Origin of the sequence: Pseudoalteromonas sp. DL2-H2.2 (genome assembly GCF_021532535.1) — a bacterium.
GTDB classification, from domain to species: Bacteria; Pseudomonadota; Gammaproteobacteria; order Enterobacterales; family Alteromonadaceae; genus Pseudoalteromonas; species Pseudoalteromonas rubra_A.
Genome location: NZ_JAKGBD010000001.1, coordinates 49564 through 68862, shown reverse-complemented (window position 1 = coordinate 68862; position 19299 = coordinate 49564). Strand labels below are relative to the sequence as shown.

The 19299-nt window shown below is 50.2% G+C and carries 13 protein-coding genes; 2 read left to right on the top strand and 11 right to left on the bottom strand.

What is annotated here, in order from left to right; genetic code table 11:
* Window positions 1-203: 203 nt before the first annotated feature.
* From L1285_RS00265 to L1285_RS00235, 7 genes are all read right to left on the bottom strand, one after another.
* Window positions 204-2195 carry a TonB-dependent receptor plug domain-containing protein gene (locus tag L1285_RS00265; RefSeq protein WP_235410490.1) on the bottom strand — a complete coding sequence of 664 codons (1992 nt, stop codon included), beginning with the start codon at window positions 2193-2195 and terminating at the stop codon, window positions 204-206.
* A gap of 431 nt (window positions 2196-2626) precedes the next feature.
* Window positions 2627-2887 (bottom strand): CBU_0592 family membrane protein, encoded by a 261-nt coding sequence (locus tag L1285_RS00260; protein WP_125718308.1) that lies wholly within the window; start codon window positions 2885-2887, stop codon window positions 2627-2629.
* Window positions 2888-3089: 202 nt separating this feature from the next.
* Entirely contained in the window at window positions 3090-3494 is a 405-nt protein-coding gene (locus L1285_RS00255; protein WP_046003428.1) for a DUF1761 domain-containing protein, read from the bottom strand.
* 76 nt (window positions 3495-3570) lie between these two features.
* On the bottom strand, window positions 3571-4092 hold the full coding sequence (locus L1285_RS00250; RefSeq protein ID WP_235410489.1) for a response regulator transcription factor: 522 nt from the start codon (window positions 4090-4092) through the stop codon (window positions 3571-3573).
* Between the two features lie 3 nt (window positions 4093-4095).
* Window positions 4096-5337 (bottom strand): ATP-binding protein, encoded by a 1242-nt coding sequence (locus L1285_RS00245; RefSeq protein WP_235410488.1) that lies wholly within the window; start codon window positions 5335-5337, stop codon window positions 4096-4098.
* A gap of 63 nt (window positions 5338-5400) precedes the next feature.
* A complete protein-coding gene (locus tag L1285_RS00240) occupies window positions 5401-6279 on the bottom strand; it encodes a mechanosensitive ion channel family protein (RefSeq protein ID WP_235410487.1) in 879 nt (292 codons plus the stop codon).
* A 66-nt stretch (window positions 6280-6345) separates the two neighbouring features.
* Window positions 6346-6741: a nuclear transport factor 2 family protein gene (locus L1285_RS00235; protein ID WP_235410486.1), complete on the bottom strand. Its 396-nt coding sequence runs from the start codon at window positions 6739-6741 to the stop codon at window positions 6346-6348.
* A 142-nt stretch (window positions 6742-6883) separates the two neighbouring features.
* Here L1285_RS00235 and L1285_RS00230 point away from each other — a divergent pair, with 142 nt between their 5' ends.
* Together L1285_RS00230 and L1285_RS00225 are read left to right on the top strand one after the other, a co-directional pair.
* Window positions 6884-7951 carry a ketoacyl-ACP synthase III gene (locus tag L1285_RS00230; protein WP_235410485.1) on the top strand — a complete coding sequence of 356 codons (1068 nt, stop codon included), beginning with the start codon at window positions 6884-6886 and terminating at the stop codon, window positions 7949-7951.
* Window positions 7952-8124: 173 nt separating this feature from the next.
* Window positions 8125-9597, top strand: a complete 1473-nt coding sequence (locus L1285_RS00225; protein ID WP_235410484.1) for an aminoacyl-histidine dipeptidase — start codon at window positions 8125-8127, stop codon at window positions 9595-9597.
* A gap of 67 nt (window positions 9598-9664) precedes the next feature.
* Here the strand turns inward: L1285_RS00225 and L1285_RS00220 are convergent, their stop codons facing one another.
* The 4 genes from L1285_RS00220 to L1285_RS00205 all read right to left on the bottom strand — a co-directional run bounded on the left by L1285_RS00220 (window position 9665) and on the right by L1285_RS00205 (window position 19215).
* A complete protein-coding gene (locus L1285_RS00220; RefSeq protein WP_235410880.1) occupies window positions 9665-12190 on the bottom strand; it encodes a glycoside hydrolase family 3 protein in 2526 nt (841 codons plus the stop codon).
* A gap of 22 nt (window positions 12191-12212) precedes the next feature.
* Window positions 12213-13460 carry a sugar MFS transporter gene (locus tag L1285_RS00215; protein ID WP_235410483.1) on the bottom strand — a complete coding sequence of 416 codons (1248 nt, stop codon included), beginning with the start codon at window positions 13458-13460 and terminating at the stop codon, window positions 12213-12215.
* A gap of 74 nt (window positions 13461-13534) precedes the next feature.
* Window positions 13535-16492: a TonB-dependent receptor gene (locus tag L1285_RS00210; protein WP_235410482.1), complete on the bottom strand. Its 2958-nt coding sequence runs from the start codon at window positions 16490-16492 to the stop codon at window positions 13535-13537.
* 62 nt (window positions 16493-16554) lie between these two features.
* Window positions 16555-19215 (bottom strand): glycoside hydrolase family 16 protein, encoded by a 2661-nt coding sequence (locus L1285_RS00205; RefSeq protein WP_235410481.1) that lies wholly within the window; start codon window positions 19213-19215, stop codon window positions 16555-16557.
* Window positions 19216-19299: the final 84 nt, after the last annotated feature.

Genomic DNA, 19299 nt, shown 5'->3' with positions numbered 1-19299 from the left:
TAAGTAATTAATAGATGGGTTTTATTGATTGAAATCAAACTGGGTGACTTTATTTGCGATCATATGAAGCAGTTTTAGTGAAAAGTTTAGGTAGCATAGCACCGAGGCAACCAAAGAAGGCTGCCTCGGTAACCAGATCTACCCAAGAGATAATGGAAATGAGAAGTCGTTGTTTAATTGTTTGTAACTGACTCGACTGATGCTTAGAATGTTTGTTTATATTTAAAAAACAATCGTTGCCCTTGTTGTGGCACTCGACCATCATAAACTCGGGGATCAAATGCGTGTGTTTGCTCGTCGAACAGGTTTTGGGCTTCTATTCTGAGCTGTTTGTTAGCCGCAAGATGCCAGGTTAGCGTACCTCCGATCAGCCAGTGTGACGCCTGTTCATAATGTTGGAAGTTTGGGTCGTCAGGAATGAGTGCGGGCAACACTTTGACCTGGGCGCGCCATACGCCATTGAGGCCCACCTGCCAGTGGCCAAACTGGTGATTCAGCTGCCATGAGCCAAAGCGTTTATAGCTGGCGCTGAATGGTTCATCAAAGTGCTGAGTATAATTAAACTTAAACCAGGTCGCGTCGCTTAGCTCAAAGGACGCACTGACTTCAAGTCCCTGCATGGTCGTTGCATAAACGTTGTTAAAGGTAAAGCGACTTTGCGCCATATCGACAGGCTCAAGTGTAATGAAATCATCCAGCTGGTTTTCAAACAACACCAGGTCCAGCTGCCAGCGAGTGTAGGCCATATTCCAGACCAGCTCGGTGGTTTTAATATTCTCGGATTTGAGCTGTGGATTCCCTCGCGTGATGTCATCATTAGAATTGAGCTCATTGCTGACCGGAATACGAAAAGACTCGCCATATTGCAGCTTAAATGCATGGTGTGGATCAAGTTGATAAATGGTGGCTACCCGGGGCGATAACTTGCTGTCTATATCGATAAATTCATCAAAACGCAGCCCGGTAAAAACCGTCAATTTTTCGTTCAGCGCGTATTTTAGCTGCACATATGTCGCATAGGAGTCAAAGTCTTGTTTCAGGCTATCGAACGCCGCGAATTCATCCAGGCCCCTGATGTCGCCAAGATAATACTGATCTTGTAAAATAATCTCCCCGCTGACAGGGTCAAAGTGTGATGTATAAGTCCCAGCTTTCGATTGCTCTTCCAGCGAATATTCGACGCCCCAGTGCAGGGTCAGATCTGCATTATACTGATAAGCCAGATCCCAGTTGAGGGTAAGATCTTCTGATTGCCACTTTGGTCCGTTAAAAAAGTCGTTCTGTAGTCCCAGCTCCTCAGCGGTGGCTATTAACCCGGCACTGTCAATCTCATGGCGAATAAAACTCAATGTTAAATCGCTGTCCAGTTTATCTGATAAGCTTGTTTGATGATTGAACCTTGCCCCAATATTGCGGCTGGTATGAAAGTTGTTCTCACTGTAACTGGATAAGTTCATAAACTCATCCAAAGTGGACTTGGTAAAATGGACTGAGCCACTGAATTCACCCCACCGGCCACCCAGCTCCACAAACAGGTTCGACTGCGGATCGCGTGAGCGCTGTTCAGTGTAGGCTTCCCCATCCGTTTTGTAGCCACTGATATTAGCGTGAAAACTGCGCTCTGCGTCTGGGCTATAACTATAGTTGAGAGACGCCTGACGACTCTTATGTAAACCAATTCCAACTTGTACCTGGTGTGAGGACTGGCGCGTGACAATATTCATAACGCCAAGAAAAGCGTTACTGCCATACAAGGCAGAGCCCGGACCACGAATAAATTCGACTTTTTCAACCACATCAACCGGAATAAAAGGCGCATATACCGATGCTTTACCAAAAGACGCATCGTTCAGCCTTTGTCCGTTTAGCATCACCAGAATATTACCATTATCCAGATACACCCCACGGGCGTGCTCTTTGGGTACACTGCCAACCCAATCTCCCCGGGTAGACTGAAAACCGGGCACAAAGTTCATCAACTCGTAGACATTGCGAATGCCGAGCAAAGTAATCTGCTGTTGAGAAAATGATGTCACGCTGGATGGGACAGACTGAGCCGTCTCTGAAGTTTTACTGGCAAGCTCTACCGTTACATCCATCAGCTCTTCAAACGTCAGTTCGAACAGCGCTTCCTGATGGGCGCACAGTGGCAGGCTGAGCAAAGTGATGCTCAAAGGTAGCAGGCTTTTCATCATATTCTTTCGCTCAACGACGCAACGACAGCTAAACACTTATACCAATTTCACTTAATACTTGTTCAATTTGAAGTAGCAAATATGGCGCTAACGGCGTTAAAAATTTCTCATTTAGAACAACTAAATAGCCAAATTTTCGCCTGGTTATCACCGATATTTTCTAGCCTCAAAATGGAACAATTAATTAAGCAAATTGGTATTATCTTATTAAACAAGACTCACATAGCGATTTTATATTTCAATTTTAATATTACGCAGGCAGGGACAGTTCGCAAGTTTTTTGCGACTTTTTAGTAAGTTAATGAGGAAAGTTAGTAATAAAGCGCGAGATAAGGTAATTAAATATGACCATTTACTGCATAAATAACAAAAATAGCGTAGTATTTTCATGTCGAGCAGTACATCAGCCGATGTACTGCCCGGTGCCTGTATCAGGCAGTCGCAAGTTTGCGCTTTTTGAAGTATTTGTACAGACCAATCAGAGAAGCCGCTATCCAGAACAGTTCAATGACAAAGCTTGCGAGGTTAAAGTTATAGCAAAGGCTGATAAGTAGTAAAATGGCACCACTGAGGTTCATTATATTGTACTTAATACCGTCGGGACTGACTTTGTCCAGTTGCAGTAAAAAGAACGCACCAACCACCAGGAAAGTACCTGTCATACCAATGATATCAAACACTATGTCTATCATGTTTTTGTCCATATAAAGTAGGCTCACCCAAACACGCTGGCCCGGATCCATGGGTAGGGTGATTTTCAGTCTTTGAAACAGCACAAACCTTACTATGATAGGACTTGAGGCTGGGGATAGACAGGATATTTGTCCGCTTGCGTAGGGCAAAGTAGTCGCTGAACCTATCAACTGACTACAGCAACACGCTGGAACTTATGGCCTAACTTAGTATTGCAAGCACAAAACCGATTAAACAAAACTGCACGGTATGATAGCCCGCATTAATAAGAAACAATTTAAGCGGCCGTTGTTCAAACAAGTAACTGGTACCCAGAGTGCTGGCAACAAAACAGACCCCAACAGCCAGACCCAGCAGCACACCATCCACTATGGCAGGACTTTTTCCCAATAGCGCAGCCATGAGCAGCGCAGCCAGCACAGACAAAAACATGGCTCCAGAGAAGATCAGTTTATGATCGGCGTTTTGGATATCCAGCTCCGTCAGCCCGGCTTCTTCAAGCCAGGATTTATGGAACAATAAAGGCGAGTACCATATTCCTCCCAAAGCAAAGGAGGAGATCGCCGCAATGACAACGGCGACCACATCTACATCAAACACAGTCACAGCACTTACCTCAATTATTTCACTAATCTCAATTTAGTTAATAACCTTTGGAAGAGCAAACCAGGCCTTGCATGGATTATTTAAGTACCGGGCGTTTCTGAAGTTTTCTTTGCAAGGTTCGCCGGTGCATGTTCAATTGTCTGGCGGTTTCAGAAATATTGCCTGCATTAGATTTCAGGGTTTGCTGGATATGCTCCCACTCCAGCCGCTCGGGAGACATAGTGTTATCAGCAGCAATATCCAGCGGCGTGTTAGTGCCCAGCAAGGTTTTGGCTATCAGCTGGGTGTCTGCAGGCTTCGTCAGGTATTCATCGGCGCCCAGTTTAATTGCCTCCACAGCCGTTGCAATGCTGGCAAACCCGGTCAGCAGTACAATTTTGCTATCCGGGACAATCTGGCGGATCAATGCAATATGCTGCAACCCGGAGCTGGCCGTTAGCTTCATATCCAGTAACACATAATCCGGCAAAAATGCCTGACACTGAGGTTGAATGTTCAGTTCATCATGGACACACAGACAATCAAAGCCCAGCTTACTCATTCTACGCGACAGCGTAGTGGCGAATGGCACATCATCCTCAATAATTAATAACTTCATAATTTATACAACCGGTAACGTCACCACAGATACAGCACCCTGGCTCTGATGATTAGATAAGTGTAAGGTGCCTTCGAGTCGCTCGATTGTAGCATGAGACAACAACAGTGCCATGCCCAGACCGGACGAGCTGTCGACCACCGACTTACCTATCAGTGCCAGCTTGTCCATATCAATGCCAGGCCCCAGGTCGCGGATCGACAAGGACCAGGTTTGCCGGCCTTGCGCTGCCCCCTCCTCAAACACTGTCACACTGACTTCCAGGCGCGATGCCGAGCACTTTTCATTGGCCTTGGCCGCATTCACAAACAGGTTAAATAGCGCCGGGACCAGCATAGGATCGCCACTGACCGAAAACGGCTGCGCCGGTAACTGGCAGGCAATTGTTTGTTCAGGGAACTGCAAAGTCATAAGCTCATGGAGCTGCTGCCAGAGCGTTTCAAACGCTTGCTTATTGACCTGAGCATGAGGTTTAAGTAACTCAGTCTGCGCCCTGAAACCATCCAGCTGGGTTTTGCACTGAGTAAGCGGTGCCTGCATCTCCTGCACGGCGGGGTGTTCGGGAAAGTCCTCATTTAACTCTTCTAACAGCAAACTCAGGTGCGCGATAGGAGTTGCCAGTTGGTGAGTCACTTGAGCGGCAGCGCTGCCTAGTGCCAGTACCTGCTCCTGTTGCAGTTGCTTTTCACGGCTCTTGGCCAGCGCCAGTTCGCGTTGCTGAATACGGCTTGCCAGATAGGTGACAATCGTTACCGTCACAATCACCATAAAAATAAAATTCACCAGCATGCCAAGCAAATGCTGACCCATGTGCATACCATGATGATGCATCGGCACTACCGTATACAAATAGCCATAGGCAGCCAGCGCAGCGCCAGAGATAAACACCACAAACCTTGGTGGCACCGTGACCGCGGCAATGATGCAAGGCAATAGCAATAAAGAGACAAATGCGTTGCTAGCGCCGCCAAGAAAAGACAGTAACACAGTCAAAAACAGAATATCGGCCACCAGCTGCATCACCATAGCCCTCGGTGACACATCACTGACTTTACGATAGGCATAAATGCTTGCCAACTGGAACAAGGACTCCAGTGCAATCACCGTAAAGATAGGCTGCTCTGGCAGGTTTTTGTCCAGAAACCACAAGGAAATAAGCACCAGTACCAGTTGCAGCACAATGGCGATGGAGCGCAGCAACAGTAACTGGCCAAGGGCAGAATTGGGAGAGAAGTTAATTAACATGTTTTTACGTTTTATACTTTAAAAATGTCGACACAGTAAGCATGCCGACCTGAAGTAAGGCTATCAGCCAGCGCGTCTGGATTGCCTGACAATGGCAAGCTGTCCGTCGATGTGGACATCGCGCTGCGGAAACGCCACCACAATGTCATGTTCAGCAAATAGTTCATCGAGGCGAAAACGCACTTTGCTACGGGCCTGCCTGAGACCACCCTCAACCGTCGAGTTTAGCCAAAAGTTAACCTCAAATATCAGTGCATTGTCGCCAAAGTCTTCAAATGTGACCTGGGGTTTGGGGTCTTTTAAAACCTCTGGCTGCTCCTCAGTTGCCTGCAAAATCAACGCGGCAACCTGTTTTGCTGGCGAGCCATACGCGACACCAACCCGTACCGAGGTGCGCATGAGTTTATCGACCAGCGTCCAGTTGGTCACTGTGTTTTCCAGCAGTTTACTGTTGGGGATCAACATATGCACCCCGTCCACCCGGCGCAGGCGGGTTGAGCGCGTATTGATTTTTTCAACTATGCCTTTGGTCCCTTCCACTTCGAGGAAATCTCCAATGCGAATGGGTTTCTCCCACATCAAAATCCAGCCGCTGATGAAGTTGTTGATAATATTCTGGGCACCAAAACCAAAGCCGATGGCGATTGCACCAGACAGAAATGCGAAGGCCGTGATGGGCACATTGATCACGTCTAATATGGTGATCACAGTGATGGCGATGGCTAGTACATAGCACAACCTTTGGACCAGATGCACCATATTGGGATCGGTATTGCCCGCTCTGAGCCGATTGGTCAGTTTGCCTACCAGATATCGGGTTAGCCAAATGCCGAGTAACAAGAGCAACGGCACGAGCAATAATTTACCTAGGGTAAACGTGCGCTCGGCATAGGTAAATAGGGGAAAATTTAATAATTCGATCAGTTTATCCAGGTAAATCAATACACACCTCTTAAGACTCTAGGGACTAAGTCATGCTTGCGTTCAATGAACACTTTGTTTTGGCTATTATTCGTACTTGAGCTTAAATTCCGGACAAGGCGTTCCCTGATGGAACAACAGCTGCCAACCCGACGTTCTGTGGCGCCAGATGGACATTCTGACTGAATAATTTAAATTAGAATAGGCATTTCGGCGATAAGCGGCATGATAGGTGATCTGTGCCAGGTTTTCTGCCAACATTTGACCCTGAAAGTCCTGATTATAAAACTGCGGGACTTTTTCACGGGGTAACCTGGCCAGCACATGAGACTTATTAAACATCAGCCCGTTAGCGGAAATCTCATAGAAGTCCTCATCCAACAGCTGAGCCAGCCGTTGCGGGCTTTCACGCACCGCAGGGTCCAATAGCTCACGCTCCAGGCTTATGAGTGTATCCAGCGTATCAAATTTAATTTTTTGCATTATAAACCAAACAATTAACGCCACCTATTCCTTTTAGTCTAGTCAATAAGCCAATTTCAACAAGGGATAATTGAGTGTATCACAACGCAGTTTGCGATATACTGTGCCTTAGCCTACTGGTCGGATTTGAATAAGAGATAAAATGAAGTACGCAAAAATAACCGGATGGGGAAAAGCCATTCCCCCCGCCTCTATCAGTAATGACGAACTAAGTAACATTGTAGATACCAATGACGAGTGGATCAGCACGCGAACCGGCATTAAGTCTCGCCGTGTTAGCCACGTCAGTACCGCAGAACTGGCTACTTATGCCAGTAAACAGGCGCTTGCCTGCGCCGGTCTGAAAGGCTCCGACATTGATTTGGTCTTGCTGGCCACCTGTACGCCTTCCACTATGGTTGCCAATACCGCATCTTTGGTACAAAAAAACATCGGTGCCATTGGCGCCGCGGCCTGTGATACGAACGCCGCTTGTTCAGGCTTTTTATACGCGCTGCAAAACGCCACTGCCCAGATCCAGGCGGGTATGATCAAGCGTGCCGTGGTCGTTGCGGCCGAACGTATGACTTGGTACGTCAACTGGGCCAAGCGCGACAGCGCGGTGCTTTTTGGTGATGGTGCCGGTGCAGTCATTTTGGAAGCAAGTGACGAGCCTTGTGGCTTGCTTGGTACCAAAACCGGGTGTGACAGTGAAGATCGGGGTATTTTACATATCTCAAATTACGGCACAGATCTGAGCCGTTATGAGCCAGCGGGCCCATCGGATCTTGCATTTGAAGGGCGTGAAATTTTTAAACGCGCCGTCACCGGAATGAGCGTTGCCTGTGATGATGTATTGGCGCAGGCGAATTTATCGCTGTCCGACATCGACGTACTGGTGCCCCACCAGGCAAACCTGCGGATCATTCAGGCAATCCAGAAAAAACTTGATATTGCGGATGACAAAGTCATGGTTAATATCGACAAGTACGGCAATACGTCAGCAGCCACCATTGCAATCGCCCTGTGCGAAGCGGTTGAGCAAGGGTTAATTAAACCTCACGCTAACATTATGTCTGCTGCGTTTGGTGCCGGCCTGACCTGGGCGGCCAGCTACATTAAATGGGGTGAGCGGGTAACGCCTGTGGCCCAGTGCGAAGAGACACTGCCTGCGTGTGAACAAACAGGTATGGAATTGATTGCCAGTGCCGTCAAGGCATGCCAACAGTAAAGGCCTCATTCCTTTACAAGGCCAGTTTAGCATTCGCGCTGAATTGGCCGCATCCACTCGACCCTTAATCCCCGCTAATGGTAAACTCTCGCTACTTTTTACCCGCTTACCAGCCCCTATCTGAACGATAAACATGCAGGCTGGAAGACAATAGCTCAAATAAGGGGAACCCGGTGTTTAAACCATATTCCGACATTGCCACTTTGGCACCACAGATCGTATGGCAATTCTTTGACCAAATCTGTGCCATTCCACACCCGTCAAAACACGAAGAAGCATTAGCCACCTTCATTGTTGACTGGGCAAAGTCTCAAAATCTGGCCGTACGCCGCGATGAAACAGGCAATGTCTTCATCAAAAAGCCCGCCACACCAGGCATGGAAAACCGCAAGCCCGTGGTGCTTCAGGCGCACATTGACATGGTGCCGCAGAAGAACGACGACACAGATCATGACTTTACCAAAGATCCGATCCGCCCTTATATCGACGGTGAATGGGTGACGGCACAGGGCACCACATTGGGTGCCGACAATGGTATGGGTATGGCCTCTTGCCTCGCGGTGCTGGCGTCCTCGGATCTCCCTCATGGCCCGCTGGAAGTGCTACTCACCGTCGATGAAGAAGCTGGTATGTCTGGCGCATTTGGCCTGCAAGCCGGCTGGCTGGAAGGTGAGATCTTGCTTAATACCGACTCCGAGCAGGAAGGTGAAATCTACATGGGCTGCGCTGGTGGCGTAGATGCCAGCATGACACTCAAATTGGAACGTCAGCGCATTGCCGAGGGTCATCAGCTGGTCGAAGTCAGTTTGAAAGGCCTCAAAGGCGGCCATTCGGGCGTTGATATCCATACCGGTCGCGGTAACGCCAATAAATTGCTGGCACGCGCGTTGAAATATCACCTCGCGGACGTGGATTTTAACCTGGTGGCCTTTAAAGGCGGCTCTCTGCGTAACGCCATTCCGCGTGAAGCTTACGCCACAGTTGCCATTGCGCCTGCTCAGCGTGCCCTGCTTGAGCAACGTTTGAGTGATTTCCAGGCCGTGTTGAGTAATGAGCTGGGTGCCATTGAAACCAACCTCGCGTTTGCTGTCACTGATACTGACAGTGCTTTTGATGCTATGTCGGCACAGGCTCAGGCCACTTTACTGGCTCTGCTTAATGCCTGCCCGAATGGCGTTGTGCGTATGAGTGATGATATTCAGGGTGTGGTAGAGACGTCTCTGAATCTGGGTGTGATCACCACTGAAGCCGATAAAGTAGAAGTACTTTGCCTGATCCGCTCTTTGATTGATTCGGGTCGGACCGATGTAGAGGGCACGCTGAGTTCACTGGCTGCGCTGGCAGGCGCCGAAATCGAGTTTTCTGGTGCCTACCCTGGCTGGAAACCCGATCCTGACTCGGCGTTGGTGCATATTTTCCGCGATATGTACGAGGGCATTTATGGTAACAAACCAGACATCATGGTGATCCACGCTGGACTGGAATGTGGCCTGTTTAAAGAGCCCTACCCTGACATGGACATGATCTCGTTCGGCCCAACGATCAAGTTCCCACACTCACCGGATGAGAAAGTGCACATTGAGTCAGTCGGTCTGTACTGGCAACAAATGCAGGCCTTACTGCAAAATATTCCTGAGCGTGATTAATATCATACTCAGAGTCAATCAGGCACCTCAGGGTGCCTGATTTTTATTGTGCCTGGATGCGAAAAGCTTACTCCTGACAAGAGATAGAAGCCTGTGTATCAGCAGCTGGCTGGATACTTATGTCACTGAAAGACAGGCTCATATTACCAGAGGCAGAAAGTTCAAATGGCATCACCATTTGGTCAAACGCTACCCCTTGTCTGGCAAAACATTGCAAATCAATCGTCAGCGTTTGCCACTGCTGTGCAGCCAAACCTTGCAGTTCAGCCGTGATATCGACATCAGAGCGGCAACTTCCCGGCTTATCCCCTTCGCTTTGGCAGTGCATGCCAACAAACGCTTTGTCTGCAACCGCATTGCCGCGCTTTATCGTCATACTGAGCACGCCCGCAGATGCCTGATAACGGGCTAAATCCTCTCTGAAGCCGTTGCCACTGACAAACTGCACACCCGCTGTCGGGCCTTGCCAGTCGACTCTGAAAGCATCTTCCTGGATAGCCTTATCTATGGTTCGAAAACTCAGACCGCCCAGTGCCATACTACTGGCGCTGACAGCAAGGTTTTGCTGACCCGAGAACAGTCGCATCTGCCACGGCTGCTGTGTTTTGCCATTGAATATCTCATACACGTCTGAGGTGCTGAGCGCAGTATCAACTTGCTCCGGCAAAGTGTTGCTCAGCACTGAAGGCTCGCCATAACTCAAACCAAACCCATAGGGCAGTAAAGGCGCATAATCTTTATCACCACGGTTAACCGGTTTGCTGGGATGTGCAGGCCAGGAAAATGACAAGCGACCGCTAAAGTCGTGCTGTATTTCACCCTTGGCGTTTCTCAGTAACACATCGGCAACGGCCTCACCCTGAGAACCCGGCAGCCAGGCTGCCACAAAGGCATCACTGGCATTGAGCTCTGGATTCACCCACATAGGTCTGCCACTGATAAACACCGACACCACAGGAATGCCTTGGGCCCTGAGTGACTTTAACAAGGCCAGGTCGCGTTTGTTGCCATGCTGATAAATCAGGGTTTCGCGGTCGCCATGCCCTTCGGCATAGGGCTCCTCACCAAATACCACAATGGCTACATCCGGTTTGGTGTCAAACTGGCCGTTTTCGCTTAGTTCAACCTCTCCTCCCGCCTGTTTTATCTGGCGTGCCAGCCCATCGTAAATTGACTGGCCACCTGGAAAATCGCTGTTCTGATTATTGGTGCCCTGCCAGGTAATAGTCCAGCCCCCCGATTGCTTACCAATGTTGTTCGCCGCATCACCGGCAATCAAAATGCGCTGATTGGGGGCCAGCGGCAACAGCTGCTGATTATTTTTAAGCAGAACCAGGGACTCCCGCACAGCCTGACGGGCAATGCCGCGATGTGCCTCGTGGCCAATTAACTGCGTATTGTTAGCATGCGGGCGATTTGCCGGGCTGGGTTTATCGAACAATCCTGCGCGGAATTTTACCCGCAGAATACGACTTACCGCATCGTCGATACGGGCCATGGGAATAACCCCCGCTTTGACCTGAGCAATGGTGTTTTCCAGCAAAGGTTTCCAGGCATCGGTCGGGACCATGTACACATCCAGACCTGCATTGACGGCCTGCGGACAATTGTCATTCTGGCAACCGGGGATCTGACCATGGCCATTCCAGTCACCAACCACAAAACCATCGAATCCCATTTTGTTTTTCAGCACGTCGGTCAGCAGGTAGCGATGGCCGTGGATCTTCTCACCCTGCCAGCTGTTGAATGATGCCATCACGGATTGTGCACCCGCCGTCAGACCGCCCACATAACCCTGAGCATGAATATCAAACAACGCTTGTTCAGCGTCGATATTATTGCCCTGATCGTCGCCTTTGACCGTGCCGCCATCGCCAAGGAAATGCTTCACGGTGCTTATCACCCGATCATTACCCAGGAAGTCCTCATCAGCATGACCCTGCAAGCCGTGTACTATGGCTGCGGCATAGGCTTTTACGATTTCGGGGTCTTCCGAATACCCTTCATAGGCACGACCCCAGCGGTCATCACGTACCGTGGCAACCGTCGGCGCAAAGACCCAGTCAATGCCCGTAGCCATCACTTCTTTCGCCGTTGCCTGGGCAATTTGTTCAATCAGTTCAGAATTATTCGCAGCCCCCAGGCCGATATTATGAGGAAATAAGGTGGCACCAATCACATTGTTGTGACCATGCACCGCATCGGTGCCCCACATAGTCGGAATGTTGATGCCATCCAGCGAGTCATCCACAGAGGCCTGATACATGGCCTCAGCAAGGTCAACCCAGTCTTTAACACTGGCATGTTTGTTATTGCCCGGAAATGCCCCGCCACCATTGAGATAAGAGCCGAATCCGTAACGGCGCATATCTTCCACTGTGATATCACGAATTTCGGGCTGGATCATCTGAGCCACCTTCTGCTCTAACGTCATCTTGCTAAGCAATGCCGCTACCTGACGCTCAATGTCGGGATCTTTGGCCACCTCAGACTGGATTGTGGGCCAGATATCAATCCCTTTTACCGTTGCCCCAGGTTCAGACTGGCTGCTACATGCGCTAAGCACAGCGACGGCCAACACACTCAGTGACATTTTAATTGTTTTTTTCTTCACTTTACTTCTCCGTGGATAGAAAAACAGGTCGGTGTCCCTTGAGGCCAAAGTAACCGATAAACACGTAACACACTGCCGGAAGTAAGAAAGACAGTTGCACACCAGAGATATCCGCCACCATACCCTGAAGTAGCGGCACGATGGCGCCACCCACAATGGCCAGGCACAATACACCTGCACCATGGCTGGCGCTGTCGCCCAGCTTCTCAATCGCAAGGCTAAAAATGGTGGGGAACATAATTGAATTAAACAAACCCACAGCAAGCACAGACCACATTGCCACTGGGCCTTCGGTTACAACGGCCAGAGACAACAAGACAATCACCATCAATGCGTTGAATGCCAGCACTTTGCCCGCCGCAATTTTTTGCATCACCAGTGCACCGACAAAACGTCCAACCATGGCGCCGCCCCAGTAATAGGCAATGAGTTGCGCGGCCTGCGCTTCGTTTAATCCGGCAATGCGCGGATCATGTAAAAAGTTCACCAGGAAGCTGCCAATGGCAACCTCAGCACCGACGTATAAGAAAATCGCCACAGCCCCCAGTTTGAGGTGTCTGTATTGCAGGGCTTTTTTCAACGAAGGCGCACCCTGCGGCTCGGCCCCCAATGCCGGCAGCCTGATAAAGGCAAAGACGATGGCCAACACGGCCAGTGCGCCTGCAATCATCAGATAAGGAAATTGCACCGCAGAGGCGTCGGCATGTGCCGGTTCGCTAGTGCCGGAGAAAATAAGCCAGGCACCAAAAAAGGGCGCAACGGTTGTCCCCAGAGAATTAAATGCCTGCGTCATTGTCAGCCGTGACGAGGCGGTTTTGGCCGGGCCCAGCGCACTGACAAACGGATTAGCAGAAACCTGTAACACGGTAATGCCCGAGGCCAGCACAAATAAGGCACCCAGAAACAAGCCATATACCCCAAGCTCTGCAGCCGGATAAAACAACAGGCAACCTACACTGGCCACACTCAGACCTGTGATAATGCCCTTTTTAAATCCAATCCTGCCCACCAATATGCCAGCCGGGATGGAGACGATAAAATAGGCGCCGAAAAAGCAAAACTGCACCAGCATGGCCTGGGTATAAGTTAAGGAAAAAGCCCCTTTCAGATAGGGAATTAGGATGTCGTTTAAGCAGGTAATAAAACCCCACATAAAAAACAACGTGGTCAGCGTGAATAAGGCAAATCTATGCCCGTTACCCGGCTGTGCCTCATGCTGGGTATCCAGCATCACAGATGAACTAGCCATAATGAATTTCCAATAAAAAATAGGACAAGCGGGCTCCGGCACCGCAATCGGCGGCGACCAGAGCTTACTCAGAATTAGTTAAACGTGTAGCGAAAGCCCAGCGCATAACGCGGCCCGTATTGGCGGGCAAACAGGAATTGACGTTCATAACGGCCAAAACCCTGCTCGGTTTCATCATTGAGGTTCACGCCTTCGAAGAATACCGTCAGCTGCTCGGTCATGTCGTAGTTAACGCTCATGTCCCACTGGCCAAAGGCCTTGGCAAACTGTGGCGGGTTATCCGAGGACCCCTGATCCTGCCCAACCCCTATCAAATACTCATCGCGCCAGGCGTAAGTCAGTTTTACCGACAGGCCATCGAGCTCATAAAACACCTGGAAGTTGGCAGAGTCGCTCAGTCCGGTCAGCGGAGTTTGCTGCTTAAGGCTGGCCACATCAAACTCCACATCCCCATTCACAAAGGTGGCGTTGACACCCACACCGAAGCCGGTCTCGCCAATCAAGTGCTGCACAGCAACCTCAATACCATCTACCGACTTGGTGTCCGGGGCATTAAACGGTCGGGTAAAGTCCCACACAATCAGCGGGTCTTCGGCGTTTGGTGTGATATACCCCTGCTCATTGAGTGTTGCGCCATTGGCCTGCATTTGTGCAAAAATGGCGTCATTGGTGGCCTGCTCGCCACGGCTTTCGATATCAGCAACCGCTTGTAACCATCTTGGCCCCTGATAAATATCGTGAAAACCGTCTACGGTGGTCGAATTCACCTGACTGCCGATGAAGTTTTTCACCGACTTATCAAAGTATCCAATAGCTGCATAGCTGCCCTCGCTGTAGTAGTACTCCAGGCTGAGGTCAAAGTTGGTCGACTCGAACGGTTGCAAGTTGGTATTACCTTCACTGGCATTGCGCGAACCTATTTTAGGGCTATTGGTAAGACTTCGGCCACCGACCAGGTCGCCAAGCGGCGCTCGGGAAATGGTTTTACCCCAGGACAGTCGGGCAACCAGCTCATCGGTAACATCCACGCGTATATCCACCATAGGTAACACCACGTCGTGCTCACCTTCAAGGGTAAAGAAGGCATCTCCATCAGGTACGTATTGGGTATGCCATTCACTGCCGCCTTTCCACCATACGGCCGTTGGCGTTGGCTGGAAAGTACTGCTGGTGACATCCGTTTGTTCGTAGCGGACACCGGCGTTTATCTGTACCGGATAGCTCGCAACCTCGAACTCCCAGAAGCTCGACAGATAGATACTGCTGGTTTCTTCTGTCACGCTGTCGCGCGACAGAGTGCCCATGTCGTGATATGCCGTAGTCGCAAAATAATCTTTGCCGCCGAGTAATTCATTGGTCAAAAAGGCTTCAGAGCGAGCGGCAACCTCATCAAAGTCAAAGGTGTAGTAATAATGTGGCTGCAGGGCACTGCCACCGCCGTCAAATGCATTTAAAAAATCACTGGTGTCATGTTGAGTAAACATGCCGTCGGGGAACAACTCCGGCCAGGCAGGATTAAACAAGAAGCCTCCAATCAAGCCACTCCAGGCGTTAGAGCCACTCATTTCTTGCTCTGTACGTGCCACACCAAACTTGATATTCACCAGTCCCCAACGGTCACTGAGGTTTTCCCATACGCCATCAAGCTGTAACTGCTCAACGGTCGCTTTACCGGGTGAATGTACAAACTGGCTAAAATGAGAGTCAATTTCACTGGCTGCCAGCTCGTTAGTGCCGTTTTTCCACAAAATCTCAGCATGGGGGATTTCGCCGCTGCGATAGTCATAGCGTTTGGTTGTTAACTGATCCGACCCAAGCACCAAAGTGCCTTCACTGCCAAGGCCAACGTCTGCGCCATTATCGGTTTCGCTTTGCGAATCGTGATAATCCAAAGTGAGGCTCAGCGCATCGCTGGCCTGCCACTGAACATTAAAGCCAATGGAGCGCTCTTTGACTTCGGTCGTCGAACGTGAGGCACTGAAAGAGCCATCGTTACCGCTGATATCGGTATAAACCACAGTGCCGTTTTCATCCAGCTCATAGCCATTAATGTTGCCACCGTAGTCGTTCCACATCCCCCATGAAATGCCATTTTTACCGGTTATGGATTTGGTCCCGGTATAGTCCAGGGTCATCACCAGGTCGTCACCGGGCGCATACTGAAAGACCACCTGACCATTGGTTCTTTCGCGCTGCAAATCGCTTATCTGATAATTCATATCCCGTGGGAAGAAGTAATCCCCAGCTGGCACCCCTTGCTCATTCAGCGGGCGATTGTCGATGACGTTACCGGCCTCCAGGTTGGTGGGTAAATCCACGTTCGCCTGCCAGCCCTGAATATTGGCACTTTGCTGCTGAAAGTCACGGCGATGGTGATTGATGTTAAAACCAAACCCGATGGTTTCATCCAAGAATGCATTGGAGTATAAAGCAGAGACCTCTGGTGTGATGTCGTCGCCTGCCACATTGGAGGAGTCGTGAATAGCCTTGGCAGAAAAGGACATTTTCTCGGCGCCACTGTCGAGCGGGCGCGCTGTGACGATATTCACAGTCGCACCTAATCCGCCTGTCGGATTGTCAGCACGTGCTGTTTTATAGACTTCGAGCGCCGAAACCCCATCAGATGACAGGTTTTCGAAGTTGTAAGAGCGGCTATTACCCGTTCCCGGCATTTGTCTGCCATTGAGCGTTACCAGATTAAAGTCGGGGCCGAAACCCCGTACGGTGATCTGACTGCCTTCACCATTGCTGCGACTCACTGCCACACCGGTAATACGCTGCAAAGACTCGGCCAGGTTGGTGTCGGGAAACTTACCCATTTCTTCTGCTGAAATCGCATCCACCACGCCAGACATATCCCGTTTGACGTTCATAGAGCGGATCAAACTGCCCTTGATCCCACGTACCTCGATAACCTCGGGCGTTTCTTCAGCAACCTGCGACGCAGCTTCCTCAGCTTGTACCATAGAAGTACCAAGTACCGCACCGATCAGAATCGCGACATGTGAGAGTTTATAATTTACTGTATTCATAATGACCTGCTTGAATAATTTTCGCTGTCTGGGCGTGGCAATGCCACGCCATCGGTTTGGTTTTATTGCGCGGCTACCATCACATTATCGAGCCGATATACAGCTCCTTCACCCTGCCCCCAAGCTGGGTAAATCATGATGATGTCAATGCCGCTGATATTCACCCCACCATCTTGCAGTGTCTGAAGTGGGAAAGTATAGGTCTGCCACTGGCCAACCTGAGGTGCCACCGCCTCCAGACTGTCGGTCAGATTAAGCTCCAGTGCAAAACTGGCATCCAGCGCTTCTATCTTAAACTTCCAGGGTGCACTGCTATCATTGGGCGCTGTAACCACCTTAAGATCAAACTGCACTGCGCCTTTTTCAAGATAAGCAGACGCATCCAGATAGTGGCCATCTTCAGCAAACAAGCCCATTACCGTATGCTCCCCGCCTACTTTAAATTCAGCCACGATGCCCTGAGTCATATCATCGTTTTCAAGTGTTGGCACAGAGCCGCCACAACAGTCCCACAGCGTCCATTTGGCTGCCACATCATCGGCAAATAACACTTCCCCGGCAAAATCATCGGCCTGATTCGGGTCGTAAATTTTCATGTTATCTATGCGATATACTGCGCCAGCCCCCTGGCCCCAGCTGGGAAAAACCATTAAGACGTCAATCGCACTGATGTCCAGACCAGCTGCAACCAACTCGGTTAGCTTAAACGTGTATGTTTGCCACTTGCCAACCTCAGGTACGGCTTGCTGGATACTGGTATCTAAAGTTAGCTCGGCTGCACTTTGCGCGCCCACCGATTCCGCTTTAAAAAACCAGGCTGCGCTGGCATCTTGTGGTGCACTGACCACCTTCATGTCAAACTCAATCACGCCGTTAGAGAGGATAGAAGACGCATCGAATGGCGCAGCTGTGACGCCTTCAGCCGTAATAAACTCTTGTCTGGAAATAAAGCCCATCACGGTTGCCACGTCACCGATTTTAAACTCTGCCACATTGCCATGGGCATTATCGTCTAGCTCAACCGAAGGTAAAGAACCACCACAGCAATCCCACATTGGCCAGGCTGGGTTTTCGCTCTCCTCAAACACTGTCAATGCGGTGGTTTTGCCTGGTGTCACAATCGCAACATCTGCGACACGATAAATTGCGCCTTCACCACTGCCCCACGCCGGGAAAATAAGCAATGCATCAATACTGCTGATGTCCAGCCCCTGCTCAGCCAATGTCTGAAGCGGGAACGTAAAGGTTTGCCATTGCCCAACCTCAGGGATGGCCCCTTCTGAGCTTTCAGACAAGGTCAGTTCAACCGCTTTTTCTCCGTTAGCGCTTTCTATTTTTAACATCCAGGGTGCGTCTGTATTTGCAGGCGCAGAAGTCACTTTCAAATCGAAACGCACAACTGAGGATTCAATCAACGAAGAGGCATCGAACGGGCTGGGGCTGCCTCCCGCGTCCGACGCCATCGGATCACGAGAGATAAACCCATTGACTGTGGGCTCACTGCCCACGCTGAGCTCGATGACAGTGCCAGCTGCGTCGTCTTCCACCAGCGCAGGTACGCTGCCACCACAACAGTCCCACGCAGGCCAGTCTTTATTGAGCTCACCGTCAAAGATTTGCAGGCTATCGCCTGAGGTTGCAGGCGGCGGGGGGCTGGGTGCTTTACCTTCAACCAGCGCATCCTCTAAAGAATCCCACCCGCTGCGGATAGTGTCGCAGCCTTTGCCGGTTTGCGGGTTTTGCTGACACTGATAGACCCGCACATAATCCACCTCAAACGTCTGTCCATTAGCAAAAGCGTCTGCATTTACGCCCGTCTCATTGACGGCTTCCGGCCAGTTTCCACCTACCGCAAGATTCAGGATCAGATAGAAATTTTGATCAAACGGCGCGCTGTCCCAGTGCGTTACCAACTCACCGCTGCCCTGATCATGATACTCGGCAAACCAGCCCCGATGTTTAAGGCTGAAGACATTGCCTTCACTGTCGTATAGAGGTTCGGACTGGCGTTGTGTTGCGTACAGGTAATCATCCACGTACCAGCGTATTTCTCCCTCTTGCCATTCCACCGCGTAGGTATGAAAGTCATCGGCCGGGTTAACACCACCCGGTAAGCTATGCGATTTACCAGAGTGAACGTTGTCAGGCCAATCCTTACCATAATGTAAGGTCCCGTAGACATGGGCCTCAGGCATACCATCCGCATCTTGTGCTTTGAGGTTCACCGCCTCAACGATGTCAATCTCGCCAGACTTGGGCCAGCCGCCATAGACTTCGTCCGTTGGCAGCATCCAAAATGCCGGCCAGCTGCCCTGCCCACTTGGCAGTTTCGCCCGCATTTCAAATCGACCATATTTGAAATCCGCTTTGTGCTTTGTAATAAGGCGCGCAGATGTATAGGGCTTTTCAGCATCTTCCGCAGCGCGAAGCGCAACTATTTTCAGTGTGCCATCGCTGACATACGAATTGACTGCATCATCGGTATAGCATTGACGCTCTTCATTGCCACCACCCTGGCAGTTCACTTCGTGCGTCCAGTTTTGGGGATTAATTTGTGACTCATCAAACTCGTCCTGCCAGACAAGCTGCCAGTCACTGACCGGCGCCGCGGGATCTGTTTTGCTCAGATCGGTGCGCGTTTTAGCATCGCCGCCACAGCCAGTTAAACCAGCCAATGTAAGCAGGACACTCACTGCGGTGAGGGATTTTGCAACTTTTATCATAATGTGTGTTCCAACTAATCGTTCCGATTGTTGCGCAGCACAGACGTGTTCTTTTCACAGTCTGGCACAAGGCCGCTGTTGTTG

Bases quoted from the DNA above. Each gene is read 5' to 3' on its own strand.
- L1285_RS00265 (WP_235410490.1), bottom strand. From the start codon at position 2,195: ATGATGAAAAGCCTGCTACCTTTGAGCATCACTTTGCTCAGCCTGCCA.
- L1285_RS00260 (WP_125718308.1), bottom strand. From the start codon at position 2,887: ATGATAGACATAGTGTTTGATATCATTGGTATGACAGGTACTTTCCTG.
- L1285_RS00250 (WP_235410489.1), bottom strand. From the start codon at position 4,092: ATGAAGTTATTAATTATTGAGGATGATGTGCCATTCGCCACTACGCTG.
- L1285_RS00245 (WP_235410488.1), bottom strand. From the start codon at position 5,337: ATGTTAATTAACTTCTCTCCCAATTCTGCCCTTGGCCAGTTACTGTTG.
- L1285_RS00235 (WP_235410486.1), bottom strand. From the start codon at position 6,741: ATGCAAAAAATTAAATTTGATACGCTGGATACACTCATAAGCCTGGAG.
- L1285_RS00230 (WP_235410485.1), top strand. From the start codon at position 6,884: ATGAAGTACGCAAAAATAACCGGATGGGGAAAAGCCATTCCCCCCGCC.
- L1285_RS00220 (WP_235410880.1), bottom strand. From the start codon at position 12,190: ATGTCACTGAGTGTGTTGGCCGTCGCTGTGCTTAGCGCATGTAGCAGC.
- L1285_RS00215 (WP_235410483.1), bottom strand. From the start codon at position 13,460: ATGGCTAGTTCATCTGTGATGCTGGATACCCAGCATGAGGCACAGCCG.
- L1285_RS00210 (WP_235410482.1), bottom strand. From the start codon at position 16,492: ATGAATACAGTAAATTATAAACTCTCACATGTCGCGATTCTGATCGGT.
- L1285_RS00205 (WP_235410481.1), bottom strand. From the start codon at position 19,215: ATGATAAAAGTTGCAAAATCCCTCACCGCAGTGAGTGTCCTGCTTACA.